This is a genomic window from Streptomyces sedi, assembly GCF_006335015.1.
GTDB lineage: Bacteria > Actinomycetota > Actinomycetes > Streptomycetales > Streptomycetaceae > Streptomyces > Streptomyces sedi.
On the sequence record NZ_VDGT01000018.1, the window covers coordinates 76,051 to 89,626 of the forward strand.

The window sequence follows — 13,576 nt, forward strand, 5'->3', positions numbered from 1 at the left end:
GCGGTCCGGATCGGTCACATCGCCACGCGGTGCGCGACCGCTCAGACCTCAAGCAGCTCGGACTCCTTGTGCTTGAGCAACTCGTCGACCTGCGCCACGTACTTGGAGGTGGTGTCGTCCAGCTCCTTCTCGCCGCGCCGGCCCTCGTCCTCGCCGACGTCGCCGTCCTTGATCGCCTTGTCGATCGTCTCCTTGGCCTTCCGCCGGACCCCGCGGATGGAGATCTTGGCGTCCTCGCCCTTGGTCTTGGCGACCTTGATGAACTCCTTGCGGCGCTCCTCGGTCAGATCGGGGAAGACCACGCGGATGATGTGACCGTCGTTGGTCGGGTTGACGCCGAGGTCGGAGTCCCGGATCGCCTGCTCGATGTTGCGCAGCGAGGACTTGTCGAACGGGGTCACCACCGCCATCCGCGCCTCCGGCACGGAGAACGAGGCGAGCTGGTTGATCGGGGTCAACGTCCCGTAGTACTCGGCCACGATCTTGTTGAACATCGCCGGGTGGGCACGGCCGGTGCGGATCGCGGCCAGGTCCTCCTTGGCGACCACGACCGCCTTCTCCATCTTCTCCTCGGCTTCGAGAAGGGCTTCTTCGATCACCACGTGCTCCTGGGTTCGATGTGTGCGCTGACAGGCCGTCAGGCCCGCCGGCCCTGGCTGTTGACGAGTGTGCCGATCTTCTCACCCTTTACCGCACGGGCGATATTGCCCTCCGCGAGCAGCTCGAAGACCAGGATGGGCAACTGGTTGTCCCGGCACAGGGTGATCGCGGTGGAGTCGGCGACCTTCAGGTCCCTGGTGATCACCTCGGAGTAGTCCAGGGCGTCGTACTTCACGGCGTCCGCGTTCCGCGCCGGGTCGGAGTCGTAGACCCCGTCCACGCCGTTCTTCCCCATGAGCAACGCCTCGGCGTGGATCTCCAACGCCCGCTGCGCCGCGGTGGTGTCGGTCGAGAAGTAGGGCATCCCCATGCCGGCGCCGAAGATGACCACGCGGCCCTTCTCCAGGTGGCGCACGGCGCGCAACGGGATGTACGGCTCGGCGACCTGACCCATGGTGATGGCGGTCTGCACCCGGGAGTCGATGCCCTCCTTCTCCAGGAAGTCCTGGAGCGCGAGGCAGTTCATCACCGTGCCCAACATGCCCATGTAGTCGGAGCGGGCGCGGTCCATGCCGCGCTGCTGGAGCTCGGCGCCGCGGAAGAAGTTGCCGCCGCCGATCACCACCGCGATCTGCGCGCCGTCCCGCACCACGGCCGCGATCTCCCGGGCCATCTTGTGCACGACATCGGGATCGACACCGAGCCCGCCGCCGCCCGCGAATGCCTCACCCGACAGCTTCAGCAGGAAACGGCGGGGTTTGTCGTCCTGGATCATGCCACTCTCCTCGTGCACACGCCAAGGAGGCCACTGCCGGTGGACCTTGCGGTTCCCCTGTACGGCAATGGCCTCCTCGTCACAACTGCGGTCGCCCGGCCGCCGCGACTGCTCGCACGGCCCGACGGCCTTCCGCCCGACAATAGCCGGGACTCGACCGCCCTGTGGCCGGCGGCGCGTCAGGAGACCGCCGCCGGCCGGACGGGATCAGGCGCCGACGCGGAAGCGGGCGAAGCCCTGGATCGAGGTGCCGGCCTCGGTGAGGACCTTCTGGACGGACTTCTTGTTGTCCTTGGCGAAGGGCTGGTCGACCAGGACCTTCTCCTTGAAGAAGCCGTTGACCCGGCCCTCGACGATCTTCGGGAGCGCGCCCTCGGGCTTGCCCTCCTCGCGGGCGGTGGCCTCGGCGATGCGGCGCTCGTTCTCCACGTCCTCGGCCGGGACCTCGTCGCGGTTCAGGTAGGCGGGCGAGAAGGCGGCGATGTGCTGCGCCACGTCCTTGGCGACCTCGGCGTTGGCGTCGGCGAGCTGCACCAGGACGCCCACCTGCGGCGGCAGGTCCGGGCTGGTGCGGTGCAGGTAGCTGCCCACGTAGCCGCCGGTGAGGCGGGCGAAGCGGTCCAGCACGATCTTCTCGCCGAGGCTGGCGTTGGCCTCGTCGACGAAGGCCTTGACGCTCTGGCCCGGCTCGATCTCGGAGGTGAGCAGGGACTCCAGGTCGGCGGGCGCGGTGGCGAAGACGTGGTCGGCCACCCGCTGGGCCACGGCCTGGAACTTGTCGCCCTTGGCCACGAAGTCGGTCTCGCACTTCAGCTCGACCAGCACGCCGGTGGCGTGGTCGTCGGCGATGACGGCGACGACGGCGCCGTTCTCCGCGGTGCGGCTCTCGCGCTTGGCCACGCCCTTCTGGCCCTTGACGCGCAGGATCTCCACGGCCTTGGTGACGTCGCCTTCGGCCTCGTCCAGCGCCTTCTTGCAGTCCATCATGCCGGCGCCGGACAGCTCACGGAGCTTCTTGACGTCGGCGGCGGTGAAGTTCGCCATGGTTACGTGATTCTCTTCCCGGGTCTCGTCGTTGGGGTCGCTGCGCTCGCTCGGGGCGTGGGCCGCACCGACCGGAGAACGGCGGTGCGGGAGCCGCTTCCGGCCTTCCCGCACCGCCCGTGCTCTCTCAGCTGTCTGCCGACGGGCCCGCCAGGCGGGCCCGGTCGTCGTTCGTCAGGCGCTCTCGCCGGCCGGCTGCGCCTCGGCGGCGGCGGGCTCGGCCGCCGGCTCCGGGGTGACGGCCTCGTCGGCCGGCTTCTCCTCGGCCGGCGTCTCCTCGGCCTTGGCCTCGGCGGCCTTCTCCTCGGCGCCGGTCAGCAGCTCGCGCTCCCACTCGGGCAGCGGCTCGCCGGCCGGCTTCTCGCCGTCCTTCGCCTGCGAGGCGCCGGAGCGGGCGATCAGGCCCTCGGCCACGCCGTCGGCGATCACGCGGGTCAGCAGGGTGACGGAGCGGATCGCGTCGTCGTTGCCCGGGATCTTGTAGTCGACCTCGTCCGGGTCGCAGTTGGTGTCGAGGATCGCGACCACCGGGATGTTCAGCTTGCGGGCCTCGCCGACGGCGATGTGCTCCTTCTTGGTGTCCACGATCCAGACGGCGCTGGGCACCTTCTGCATCTCGCGGATACCGCCGAGGGTCTTCTCCAGCTTGGCCTTCTCGCGGGAGAGGACCAGCAGCTCCTTCTTGGTGAGGCCGGAGGCCGCCACGTCGTCGAAGTCGATCTGCTCCAGCTCCTTGAGGCGCTGGAGCCTCTTGTGCACGGTGGAGAAGTTGGTCAGCATGCCGCCCAGCCAGCGCTGGTTGACGTAGGGCATGCCCACGCGGGTCGCCTGCTCGGCGATGGCCTGCTGGGCCTGCTTCTTCGTGCCGACGAACATGACGGTCCCGCCGTGCGCGACGGTCTCCTTGACGAACTCGTAGGCGCGGTCGATGTACGACAGCGACTGGAGCAGGTCGATGATGTAGATGCCGTTGCGCTCGGTGAAGATGAAACGCTTCATCTTCGGGTTCCAGCGGCGGGTCTGGTGCCCGAAGTGGACGCCGCTCTCCAGCAGCTCCCGCATCGTGACGACGGCCATGGCCGTTCTCCTTGTGCTTACTCGGTTGTCAGCGCCAGCCGGAAGGCCGGCGCTCCTGACGCCCCTGTCGCGCGGTGCCGGGAGGGCCGGAAAGTCACGACCGCCACGGACCGAGACACGCGGCCGTCGACACACACCGGATGGCCGGTGCGCCCCGACGGCGGGGCGTGCGAGGTCGACCCGGGTGCCGGGTCGCCACCAGAAGTGTACGGGAACCGGACGGGCCCGGGCGACAGCCACCTAAGCCCCCAACCCGCCACCGCACCCCGCACATCACGCGCGTCCCCGCCCGTACGGAGCCCGGGCGGCGCCGACGGCCCGAACGGAGCCGAGGAGACCGTCCCACACCCACGGATATTACCCACGGTGACGAATCGTCGTCGAGCGCTTCACTCGAACGAGTGGCGAGGTTATCCACAACCAGCGGGTTATCCACCAAGATCCACTCCATTCGGCTCGTTCCGTCACAGTGAGTCACGGAGGTGATGTGGCCATGAACGAGCGAGGTGCGCTGGGCCGCTACGGCGAGGAGATCGCCGCGCGGAGGCTGCGACGGTCGGGGATGACCGTCCTGGAGAGGAACTGGCGCTGTCGTGCCGGGGAGATCGACATCGTGGCGGCGGACCGGGCCGGGTCCGCGCTGGTCGTCTGCGAGGTGAAGACCCGCAGGGCGGGCGGGTTCCAGCATCCGCTGGCGGGGCTCTCGCCGGCGCAGGCGGAGCGGCTGCGGCGGTTGGCCGAGCGGTGGCTGGGCGAGCGGTGGCTCACGGTCCATCCGGAGCCGCCGCCGGGCGGCGTGCGCATCGACCTGGTCGGGGTGGTGCTGCCCCGCCGCGGTGCCGCCCGCGTCGAGCATGTGCGGGGGGTGGCGTGATGACGTTCGCGCGTACCTGCGCCGTGGCCCTGGTCGGGGTCGAGGGCGTGCCCGTGGAGGTCCAGGCGGGGCTTGAGCCGGGGGTGGCGGCGTTCTCCCTGGTCGGGCTCGCGGACAAGTCGCTCACCGAGAGCCGCGACCGGGTGCGGGCCGCGGTGGTCAACTCGGGCGCCGCCTGGCCGCAGAAGAAGCTCACGGTGGGGCTGAGCCCCGCCTCGGTGCCGAAGTTCGGCAGCGGCTTCGATCTCGCCGTGGCCTGCGCGGTGCTGGCCGCGGCCGAGCGGATCGACCCCCGCTCGATCGCGGACGTGATGATGATCGGCGAGCTGTCGTTGGACGGGCGGGTGCGGCCGGTGCGCGGTGTGCTGCCCGCGGTGCTCACGGCCGCGGAGGCCGGGTACCGCCAGGTGGTGGTGCCCGAGGGCGCGGTCGCGGAGGCGGCGCTCGTGCCGGACGTGGCGGTGCTCGGGGTGCGCAGCCTGCGGCAGTTGATCGCCCTTCTCGCGGACGAGCCGGTGCCGGAGGAGCCGGCGGACTCCGAGCCGGCGCTCCTGGACCCCGGCTTCGACGGCTGGAGCGCGTTGACGGCGGGGAGTCTCCGGGGTCCCGAGGGGGCCGAGTCGCCACCCGACCTCGGGGACGTCTCGGGGCAGTCGCTGGCCCGCAGGGCGCTGGAGGTCGCCGCCGCCGGGCGGCACCACCTGCTGTTGAAGGGGGCGCCGGGCGCGGGGAAGACGATGCTCGCCGAGCGGCTGCCGGGGCTGCTGCCGCCGCTCAGCAGGAAGGAGTCGCTTGAGGTCAGCGCGGTGCACTCGGTGAGCGGCGCGCTGTCGGCCGGCCGCCCGCTGATCGCCCGCCCGCCGTACTGCGCCCCGCACCACTCGGCCTCGATGGCGGCCCTGGTCGGGGGCGGCAGTGGGACGCCCAGACCGGGGGCGATCTCCCTCGCCCACCACGGGGTGCTCTTCATCGACGAGGCCGCCGAGATGAGCGGGCAGGCGCTGGACGCGCTGCGGCAGCCGCTGGAGTCGGGGTGCGTGGTGGTGGCCAGGGCGGCCGGCGTGGTGCGGATGCCGGCGCGGGTGCTGTTGGTCATGGCGACGAATCCGTGCCCGTGCGGGCGGTTCGGCTCCCCGCTGGGGGAATGCGACTGCCTTCCGGGGACGGTGCGGCGGTACCAGGCCCGGCTGTCGGGGCCGCTGCTGGACCGGGTGGACCTGCGGGTGGGCGTGGAGCCGGTGAGCCGCGCCGAGTTGGTCGCGCCGGGCGGCGGCGAGTCGACGGCCAGGGTGGCGGGCCGGGTGCTGGCCGCCCGTCATCGGGCGGCGGAGCGGCTGGCCGGCACGCCCTGGGGGACCAACAGCGAGGTGCCGGGGCACGCGCTGCGGACCCGTTGGGCGCCGGCGCCCGGCGCGCTGGAGCGGGCGGAGCGGGACATGGACCGGGGACTGCTCACGGCGCGCGGCCTGGACCGGGTGCTGCGGGTGGCCTGGACGATCGCCGACCTCGTCGGGCACGACCGGCCCACGGCGGGGGACGTGGACGCGGCGCTGGAGCTGCGCACCGGGGTGCGTCGCGGTGCCGGTGTCGCCGGGAGCCTGTCGTGATCGCCCCGGGCGAGCGGCTGGCGCGGGCGGCGTTGGCCGGGGTCGTCGAGCCGGGGGACGAGCGGCTGGGGCGGCTGATCGCCGCGTGGGGCCCCGAGCCCGTGTGGGTGGCCCTGCGGAAGGGCGCACCGCCGCCGGAGGGGGTGAGCGCGCGGCACTGGTCCGGGCTCTGTCTGCGCGCCGAGAAGGCCGATCCCGAGCGGGACCTGGAGCGGATCGGGGCGTTGGGCGGCCGGTTCCTGTGTCCGGGGGACCGGGAGTGGCCGGGCCAGTTGGCCGATCTCGGGGCGGCTGCGCCGATCGGGCTGTGGGTGCGCGGGCCCTGCTCGCTGCGGTTCGTCGGGCTGCGCGCGGTGGCGCTGGTCGGCGCCAGGGCCTGCACGGACTACGGGGCCCATGTGGCAGCCGAGTTGGCGACCGGCCTGGCGGAGCGGGGGTGGACGGTGGTGTCGGGCGCCGCCTTCGGGATCGACGGGGCCGCGCACCGGGGCGCACTGGCGGTCTCGGGAGTGACGGTCGCGGTCCTGGCGTGCGGGGTCGACGTCAGTTATCCGCTGGCGCACCGGGAGTTGCTGGACCGGATCGCCGGCTCGGGGCTGGTGGTCGCCGAGTTGGCGCCGGGCGACCATCCCACGCGTGGACGCTTCATCCAGCGGAACCGGGTGATCGCCGCGCTGTCCAGGGGCACCGTGGTCGTGGAGGCGGCCCGGCGCAGCGGCGCCCTGGCGACGGCCCGCCACACGACGGGGCTCGGTCGCCATCTGATGGCCGTCCCCGGACCGGTGACCTCGGGGCTCTCCGCCGGGGCCCACCGGCTGATCCGTTCCGAGGCGACGCTGGTGAGCAGCGCGGCGGAGATCATCGAGCTGGTCGGGGAGATCGGGGAGTTGGCCGATCCGGGGCCTGAGCCCCTGGTGCCGCGCGACCTGCTGGCGCCGCGGGCGGCGCGGGTGTTGGAGGCCCTACCCGCCGAGGGTTCGCTGGGGTTGACGGAGATCGCCAGGGGCGCGTGCGCCGGGGAGGAGGAGGCGCGCGCCCGGCTGGTCGAGTTGTGCGCCCTCGGCTTCGTCGAACGGGTGGGCGAGCACTGGCGGTTGCCACCGGGGTCAACCCGACACGCGCGGGTGGTGCTTGCGGGAAAGGCTCATGGCGGCACGTAAGCCCAGCGTGCGGCCAGCGGAACGTATCTGCGCACCCGCCCCCGCCCGGCGCGTGCGCGATGCGACCTCTCAGTCACGCTACGCTCACAGGGTTCTGTCGACAGAACCCCACCGGACCCCCCGCAGAACGGCTCATGACGACGTATGCCCCAGCACTCCCCCGGGCCCTGGCAGGTGGCCCAGGCTGCACCGGACGCGGCGGAGGGCGCCATGACCCCCAAGGCACCCTCCGCACCCTCCGCGCTCGACGAGCTGTGGCGTGCCTACAAGTCCACCGGTGACGAGCGGCTTCGTGAGCAGCTGATCCTCCACTACTCGCCGCTGGTCAAGTACGTGGCCGGACGGGTCAGCGTCGGGCTTCCTCCCAACGTCGAGCAGGCGGACTTCGTCTCCTCCGGCGTGTTCGGGCTGATCGACGCCATCGAGAAGTTCGACCCGACGCGCTCCATCAAGTTCGAGACCTACGCGATCACCCGCATCCGGGGCGCGATGATCGACGAGCTGCGCGCGCTGGACTGGATCCCCCGCTCGGTCCGGCAGAAGGCACGCGCCATCGAGCGCGCCTACGCCACCCTGGAGGCCTCGCTGCGGCGCACCCCCACGGAGCCCGAGGTGGCCAAGGAGATGGACGTCACCCTGGAGGAACTGCACGGGGTGTTCAGCCAGTTGTCCCTCGCCAACGTGGTGGCGCTGGAGGAGCTGCTGCACGCGGGCGAGGGCGGTGGCGACCGGCTGAGCCTGATGGACACCCTGGAGGACACCGCCGCCGACAACCCGGTCGAGGTGGCGGAGGACCGTGAGCTGCGCCGGTTGTTGGCCCGCGCGGTCAACACGCTTCCCGACCGGGAGAAGACGGTGGTGACCCTCTACTACTACGAGGGCCTGACCCTGGCGGAGATCGGCGCGGTACTGGGCGTCACCGAGAGCCGGGTGAGCCAGATCCACACCAAGTCCGTGTTGCAGCTGCGGGCCAAGCTCGCCGACGTGCGGGGCTGACCCGCGCCGGGACTCCTCCGCGCGGGCGGCCACGCCCTAGAGTGGAGGGGTGCCCAGGATCGAAGCGGCCACGGTGGCCGAGCATCGCGCGATGCGCCGCGACGCCCTGCTCGAAGCGGCCCGTGTCCTGCTGGTCGACGGCGGCGCGAAGGCGTTGACCTTCGCCGCGCTGGCCGAGCGGACGGGGCTGGCCCGCTCCTCCGTCTACGAGTACTTCCCCTCACGCGCCGCCCTGGTCGCCGAGCTGTGCGCCAACGACTTCCCGCTCTGGGCCGCCGAGGTGTCGGCCGCCATGGACGCCGCCGACACCCCGCGGGCCAAGGTCGCGGCGTATGTGCGCGCGCAGTTGGCGCTGGCGACCGACCGGAGGCACCAGGCGGTGGTGGCGGTCTCCGCCAGCGAGTTGGACGACGCGACGAGGGCCGAGATCAGGGCCGCCCACGGGGAGTTGGCCGAGCTGGTCGTCTCCGTGCTGCGGGAGTGGGGCCACCGGGAGCCGGCCACGGTCGCCGGGCTGCTCCGTGGCGTGGTGGAAGCGGCCGTCGCCGCCGGCTCCGGAGACGGGTCTCCCCCGCCGGAGCGGGTCGCCGAGCTGGCCGTGGCCCTCGTGCTCGACGGGGTCGCCGGAGTGGGCTCCGCCGCTTCCGAGGTCGTCGATGTGCGGACCGCCCGAGGGCTCGGGGACCCCGGACACCGGCAGGAGCCTGGAGGGGCCCCGGCGTAGCAGCCGCTCCGGCAGCAGCGACAGCGGGTCCAGGTAGGCGGCGTCCCTCAGCAGTCCCCAGTGCAGGCAGGGCTCCGCGCAGTGCCAGGGCCCGGCCGCCAGCACCCCCAGCGGGTCGCCCGCCCGCACCCGCTCTCCCTCGGTCACCAGCGGCTCGACCGGCTCGTGGGTCATCCGCAGCGGCGGCTGGCCGGTGCCGGACAGCTCCACCGTGACCGCTCCGCGCCCGGCGACCCGGCCGGCGAACGTCACCCGCCCCTCCGCGGCGGCGCGGACCGTGGCCCCCGGGACGGTCGCCAGGTCGACGCCCCGGTGCCCCGGCGCCCAGGGCGCTGGGGGCGGCTCGAAGCCGCGCATCACCGTCGGTCTCGCGCCTCCGCCCACCCCGGGGACCGGCCAGTCGGCCGCCACCGCACCGGAGGGCCCCCGCTCCGCCGATCGGGCCGCTTCGCCCTCGGCGCCCCCCACGAGCGGCGTCCCCGCGTACGACGCCACGGCGAACGGCACCACGGCGAACGACGGCGAGGGCCGCGGGGACGAGGCGGGCGACAGGGCCGGGCAGAGGAGAGCGAGCAGCATCAGCGGGCCCACGAGGACACCCGTCGGCACACCGACCGTGAGGGATCTCATGCACGGAAGCCTGGCAGCTTTCGCACCCCGGATGGGGCGAGAGCGCAAATCTGTGGATAACTCAGGCACTGGCCGAAAAGTGCTCACCCACCGGGGTGAAACGGAAGCGTCAGCCCCCGCGCCCGCCCCTGAAGCCGGAGTCCTCGGGGAGGTCCAGTTCGCTGCGATTCAGCTCCTCGATGTTCACGTCCTTGAACGTGAGCACCCGGACGCGCTTGACGAAACGAGCCGGCCGATACATGTCCCACACCCAGGCGTCAGCCATGCTGACCTCGAAGAACACCTCGCCCTGCACCGAGTGGACCTGCATCTCGTAGTCATTGGTGAGATAGAACCGGCGCTCGGTTTCGATCACGTAAGTGAACAGCCCGACCACGTCGCGGTACTCCCGGTAGAGCTTCAGCTCCATCTCGGTCTCGTACTTTTCGAGGTCCTCGGCGCTCATGGCGTGATCCCCTTCAGCCGTGCGTTCCCTCATTGTGCGTCACCGAGGACGAGGGCACTCCATCGCGACGGCGGCCCCGCGAGGTCAGCCGGACGAAGGGACCGTGCAGGCCGCCCAGGATGATCAGCACGGCACCGCCGCCGGTGGCCCAGACCAGGAGCCAGAACGGCCCGGTTCCCGAGATGCCGCCCGGCTGGTCGGCGAATCCTTTCGCCTCCGAGAGCGAGCCGATCCGGTCCAGCGGCCACACCGTGGCCGTCACCCGCCCGGAGACCGCGTCCCTCGGCACCGTGCCCGGCTCGCCCTCCGCCAGCAGGCTCCGGGAGTCCAGCGAGTCCGTGCGGTCATCGCCCATGAGGAACAGCTCGCCCTCGGGCACCTCGGTGTCGAAACCGGTCGGCGAGGCAGCCCGCTCGCTCTCGTCGAGATAGGGCTCCTCGATCGGCTCGCCGTTCACCAGCAGCCGGCCCGAGTCGTCGCAGCAGGCGACGGTGTCACCGCCGATACCGACGACGCGCTTGACCATCGGGAGGTCGCCCCAGTCGGAGCTGCGGAAGACGACCACGTCGCCCCGCCTCACCTCGTGCCCCTCGATGCGCTCCGCCAGCACCCGGTCACCCGAGGAGACGGAAGGCGCCATCGAGTTGGTCGGCACCGTGTACGGCTGGTACAGGAAGGCGGCCAGCACGAAGCCGCCAAGGAACAGCACGCACCCCAGGCCCACGGCCACGCTGGACAACGCACGACCGACCCGCCCGCCACGGCGCGACGTCCCGCTCATCGGTGCCCCCTCCTGATTGCTCTCAGAGGGTGACCCTACCCATCGTGAGGACCTCGATCAGCCCGCGGGGCCCCGCGTCTCGATCCGGGCAGCCGCCCCCGCCGCCAGGCGACGGCGCCAGAGCACCAGCGGCACCGCACCGACCAGCGCGACCGCACCCGGGGCACCCACCGCCGCCGGTCCGGCCAACGCGTCGAACGAACCCGGCACCGGCAGCGTCCCCCAGCGGGTCACCGGCCAGGCGATGACGATGGCGCGCCCCACCACGTCGTCCTCGGAGACCGTCCCCTGACCTGCCAGGTTCTGGTGGTAGCGGGAGTCCAGCGAGTCCTGCCGGTGGTCGCCCATGACCCACAGCCGCCCCTCCGGTACCTCGATCGGCCCGAACGGACGGTCGTCGCACGCGCTGTTCCCCGGGTAGAGGTAGTCGCTCTCGTCGACGGCCTCGCCGTTCACCAGGACCGGGCCGCCCTTGTGGCACTCCACGGTGTCGCCACCGACCGCGATCACGCGCTTGATCAGGTCCTTGTCCTCGGAGGACGGCATCAGCCCGATGCCGCTCAACGCGTCCTGCACGGCCGCGCCGAACCCGCCGGCGGAAGGGGAGTCGCCGAGCCAGCCGCCCGGGTCCTCGAAGACGACGACCTCCCCGCGCTCCGGCGTGGCACCGAACCACGGGGTGAGCTTGTCCACCAGCACCCGGTCCCCCCGCTGGAGGGTGTTCTGCATCGAGTCCGAGGGGATCGAGAACGCCTGCACCAGAAAGGACTTGATGAACAGGGCCAACACCACGGCGATGCCGATCAGGATCGGCAGCTCCTTCCAGAAGGAGCGGTGCTTACGCCGGCCCTCGTCCCCCTTCTCCTTCTCCTTCTCCTCCGGCGTCCCGGCAGCCTCCGGCACGGCGTCTTCGCCGGCGCCGGCGGCCGGTCCGGAGTCGGGGGGGCCATCGCCGGGCACGTCGCCAGTCGGGCTCACCGGACGGTCCTCCGGCTCCTCCGCGTTGGATCGCGCACCCACCGCCACATCCCCCACATCCACTCCTCACGCTCCGCGTTGACCGGTCCGAGGGCCGCAACAGACCCACCACACCCATAACGAGCGGGAGTTCCGCAGGGATCGGTGGCGTCGGGTTTTCCTTCGCCTCGGTGGGACCCCGGGCGTTGACGGTGCCCGTGTCGGGGTCGGGAACCCCGGCGAACGCCTCGGCGTCGCCCAGCCGCTGCCAGTGCCCGAAGGGCCAGGCGATCACCATGGCACGGCCCACGACGCGGTCCTCGTGTACCGTACCCTGCCCCTCGTCGTCCAGGTGGTAGCGCGAGTCGGCCGAGTTCGACCGGTGGTCGCCCATCACGAAGAGTCGCTTCTCCGGGACGGTCACCTCGAACTCGATCTGCGACGGCGGGTTCCCCGGGTAGAGGTAGGGCTCGTCCAACGCCGTGCCGTTGACCGTGATCCGGCCCGAGTCGTCGCAGCAGACGACGGTGTCGCCACCGACGGCGATCACGCGCTTGATCAGGTCCTGATCGTTCTGCGACGGAAGCAGACCGATCCAGGTCAGGAAGTCCCGCCCCTGCTCGATCCCGATCGGCAGTTCGCTCTCCGTGGTGTCGGCCTGCTCGGAGGCGAGCCAGCCGCCCGGGTCCTCGAACACCACCACGTCGCCCCGGTCGGGCTTCCAGCCGAACCACGGGGTGAGCTTGTCCACCAGCACCCGGTCGTCGATCTTGATCGTCTCCTCCATCGAACCGGAGGGGATCACGAACGCCTGCACCAGGAACGTCTTGAGCACCAGCGCTATCAGCAGCGCGGTGCCGACGAGTATGGGTATCTCGCGGGTGGCGCGCAGCCGGCGGCGGCGCTTGATGCGCTTGGCGGCGCGGCGCCGGGCCGCCCGCCCCTCGCCGGGGCCGCGCAGCGTCGGGGCCGGCTCACCCCGCGGCTCCTCCCGGGGCGCTCCCCCGGGCGCCGCGTGGCGTCTCCACCGCTCCTCGTCCGCGCCGTCCGGCGACGGCACCGCGCCGGGCGGCGGCCCCTGGGCCGCGCCGGACCCGGGCCGCTCGTGCTCCCGCCCCGCGGAGCGCTCCGGGCGACCGCCCCGGCGCCCGCGCGGCCGGCCCCGCTCACCCATGGTCCGACCGGAGGGATGTCCAGCGGCCGACGGGCCAACCGACCCAGTCCGCACGACCGATGACCTTGTCTTCGGGGACGGTGCCACCCCCCGGGGAGCCCAGATACTCCCTGGAGTCCGCCGAGTCGGAACGGTGGTCGCCCATTACCCACAACCGTCCCTCGGGCACTCGAATATCAAACCTGACATTCGAAGGTTTGTCCCCCGGATACAGATATGACTCCTCCAGGGGCTCGCCGTTGACCTCGATCCGCCCCTCGTCGTCGCAACAGCGCACCCGGTCCCCACCGATGCCGATCACCCGCTTCACGAAGTCCGTGTCGGACGAGCTGGCCAGCCCCACCGCGCCGGCCGCGGTGCGCAACAGGCCCTCCAGCGGCCCGGGGTCGGGCTCGTGCGCGACGAAGGAACCCGCGCCGTCGAAGACCACGATGTCCCCCCGTTCCACCTCGCCGCCGAAGCTGTAGGCCAGCTTGTTGACCAGTACCCGGTCCCCCACCCGCAGCGTGCCCTCCATGGATCCGCTGGGGATCACGAAGGGCTGTACCACGAACCGGCTGACCAGGGAGGTCACCACCACCGTAGCCAACGCCACCGACAGCCAGAAACGAGCCGAGCGCGGCCAGCGCCCGCGGGACTTCGGTGAGTCTGAGGGCTGGTCGCGCTCGGATGGTTCGGAGGAGGCCCCCGCGTCGGAGTCGGTCACGCGGAGATGCTAACCGTCCGCGAGGG

13 protein-coding genes and 2 pseudogenes are annotated in these 13,576 nt (G+C 72.1%); 5 read left to right on the forward strand and 10 right to left on the reverse strand.

What is annotated here, in order from left to right; all coding sequences use genetic code 11:
* Positions 1-41 precede the first annotated feature (41 nt).
* From frr to rpsB, 4 genes are all read right to left on the reverse strand, one after another.
* Positions 42-599, reverse strand: coding sequence for a ribosome recycling factor (gene frr / locus FH715_RS21380; RefSeq protein ID WP_139647801.1), 558 nt, complete (start codon positions 597-599; stop codon positions 42-44).
* 38 nt (positions 600-637) lie between these two features.
* Positions 638-1,375 carry a UMP kinase gene (gene pyrH / locus FH715_RS21385; protein ID WP_139647803.1) on the reverse strand — a complete coding sequence of 246 codons (738 nt, stop codon included), beginning with the start codon at positions 1,373-1,375 and terminating at the stop codon, positions 638-640.
* Between the two features lie 207 nt (positions 1,376-1,582).
* The gene (gene tsf / locus FH715_RS21390) at positions 1,583-2,419 is read right to left on the reverse strand and encodes a translation elongation factor Ts (RefSeq protein ID WP_139647805.1); all 837 of its coding nucleotides are present in this window, start codon (positions 2,417-2,419) and stop codon (positions 1,583-1,585) included.
* Between the two features lie 174 nt (positions 2,420-2,593).
* Positions 2,594-3,496, reverse strand: a complete 903-nt coding sequence (gene rpsB, locus FH715_RS21395) for a 30S ribosomal protein S2 (protein ID WP_139647807.1) — start codon at positions 3,494-3,496, stop codon at positions 2,594-2,596.
* Between the two features lie 493 nt (positions 3,497-3,989).
* On the opposite strand from rpsB, the gene FH715_RS21400 reads away from it, so the two are divergent.
* The 5 genes and pseudogenes from FH715_RS21400 to FH715_RS21420 form a co-directional block, all read left to right on the forward strand.
* On the forward strand, positions 3,990-4,370 hold the full coding sequence (locus tag FH715_RS21400) for a YraN family protein (RefSeq protein WP_139647809.1): 381 nt from the start codon (positions 3,990-3,992) through the stop codon (positions 4,368-4,370).
* The gene (locus FH715_RS21405) at positions 4,370-5,977 is read left to right on the forward strand and encodes a YifB family Mg chelatase-like AAA ATPase (protein ID WP_139647811.1); all 1,608 of its coding nucleotides are present in this window, start codon (positions 4,370-4,372) and stop codon (positions 5,975-5,977) included. The genes FH715_RS21400 and FH715_RS21405 overlap by 1 nt, the downstream gene beginning before the upstream one ends.
* Entirely contained in the window at positions 5,977-7,137 is a 1,161-nt protein-coding gene (dprA, locus tag FH715_RS21410; RefSeq protein WP_139647934.1) for a DNA-processing protein DprA, read from the forward strand. The genes FH715_RS21405 and dprA overlap by 1 nt, the downstream gene beginning before the upstream one ends.
* 144 nt (positions 7,138-7,281) lie before the next feature.
* Positions 7,282-8,133, forward strand: a complete 852-nt coding sequence (gene whiG / locus FH715_RS21415; protein ID WP_139647836.1) for an RNA polymerase sigma factor WhiG — start codon at positions 7,282-7,284, stop codon at positions 8,131-8,133.
* Positions 8,134-8,206: 73 nt separating this feature from the next.
* A pseudogene (locus tag FH715_RS21420) lies at positions 8,207-8,761 on the forward strand (TetR/AcrR family transcriptional regulator); the annotation flags it as partial.
* 180 nt (positions 8,762-8,941) lie between these two features.
* Here the strand turns inward: FH715_RS21420 and FH715_RS21425 are convergent.
* The 6 genes and pseudogenes from FH715_RS21425 to lepB (FH715_RS21450) form a co-directional block, all read right to left on the reverse strand.
* Positions 8,942-9,487, reverse strand: a pseudogene (locus tag FH715_RS21425) (murein hydrolase activator EnvC family protein); the annotation flags it as partial.
* A 109-nt stretch (positions 9,488-9,596) separates the two neighbouring features.
* Entirely contained in the window at positions 9,597-9,932 is a 336-nt protein-coding gene (locus FH715_RS21430; protein WP_097233036.1) for a DUF2469 domain-containing protein, read from the reverse strand.
* Between the two features lie 13 nt (positions 9,933-9,945).
* Positions 9,946-10,713 carry a signal peptidase I gene (gene lepB, locus FH715_RS21435; RefSeq protein WP_139647838.1) on the reverse strand — a complete coding sequence of 256 codons (768 nt, stop codon included), beginning with the start codon at positions 10,711-10,713 and terminating at the stop codon, positions 9,946-9,948.
* 57 nt (positions 10,714-10,770) lie between these two features.
* On the reverse strand, positions 10,771-11,616 hold the full coding sequence (gene lepB, locus FH715_RS21440) for a signal peptidase I (RefSeq protein WP_139647839.1): 846 nt from the start codon (positions 11,614-11,616) through the stop codon (positions 10,771-10,773).
* The gene (lepB, locus tag FH715_RS21445) at positions 11,552-12,844 is read right to left on the reverse strand and encodes a signal peptidase I (protein ID WP_139647841.1); all 1,293 of its coding nucleotides are present in this window, start codon (positions 12,842-12,844) and stop codon (positions 11,552-11,554) included. The genes lepB (FH715_RS21440) and lepB (FH715_RS21445) overlap by 65 nt, the downstream gene beginning before the upstream one ends.
* The gene (gene lepB / locus FH715_RS21450) at positions 12,837-13,550 is read right to left on the reverse strand and encodes a signal peptidase I (RefSeq protein ID WP_139647843.1); all 714 of its coding nucleotides are present in this window, start codon (positions 13,548-13,550) and stop codon (positions 12,837-12,839) included. The genes lepB (FH715_RS21445) and lepB (FH715_RS21450) overlap by 8 nt, the downstream gene beginning before the upstream one ends.
* Positions 13,551-13,576: the final 26 nt, after the last annotated feature.

Excerpts from the sequence above, each read along its gene's own strand:
- tsf (WP_139647805.1), bottom strand. The coding sequence starts at position 2,419 with ATGGCGAACTTCACCGCCGCCGACGTCAAGAAGCTCCGTGAGCTGTCC.
- lepB (WP_139647838.1), bottom strand. The coding sequence starts at position 10,713 with ATGAGCGGGACGTCGCGCCGTGGCGGGCGGGTCGGTCGTGCGTTGTCC.
- FH715_RS21400 (WP_139647809.1), top strand. The coding sequence starts at position 3,990 with ATGAACGAGCGAGGTGCGCTGGGCCGCTACGGCGAGGAGATCGCCGCG.
- FH715_RS21430 (WP_097233036.1), bottom strand. The coding sequence starts at position 9,932 with ATGAGCGCCGAGGACCTCGAAAAGTACGAGACCGAGATGGAGCTGAAG.
- rpsB (WP_139647807.1), bottom strand. The coding sequence starts at position 3,496 with ATGGCCGTCGTCACGATGCGGGAGCTGCTGGAGAGCGGCGTCCACTTC.
- pyrH (WP_139647803.1), bottom strand. The coding sequence starts at position 1,375 with ATGATCCAGGACGACAAACCCCGCCGTTTCCTGCTGAAGCTGTCGGGT.
- lepB (WP_139647841.1), bottom strand. The coding sequence starts at position 12,844 with ATGGGTGAGCGGGGCCGGCCGCGCGGGCGCCGGGGCGGTCGCCCGGAG.
- whiG (WP_139647836.1), top strand. The coding sequence starts at position 7,282 with ATGCCCCAGCACTCCCCCGGGCCCTGGCAGGTGGCCCAGGCTGCACCG.
- FH715_RS21405 (WP_139647811.1), top strand. The coding sequence starts at position 4,370 with ATGACGTTCGCGCGTACCTGCGCCGTGGCCCTGGTCGGGGTCGAGGGC.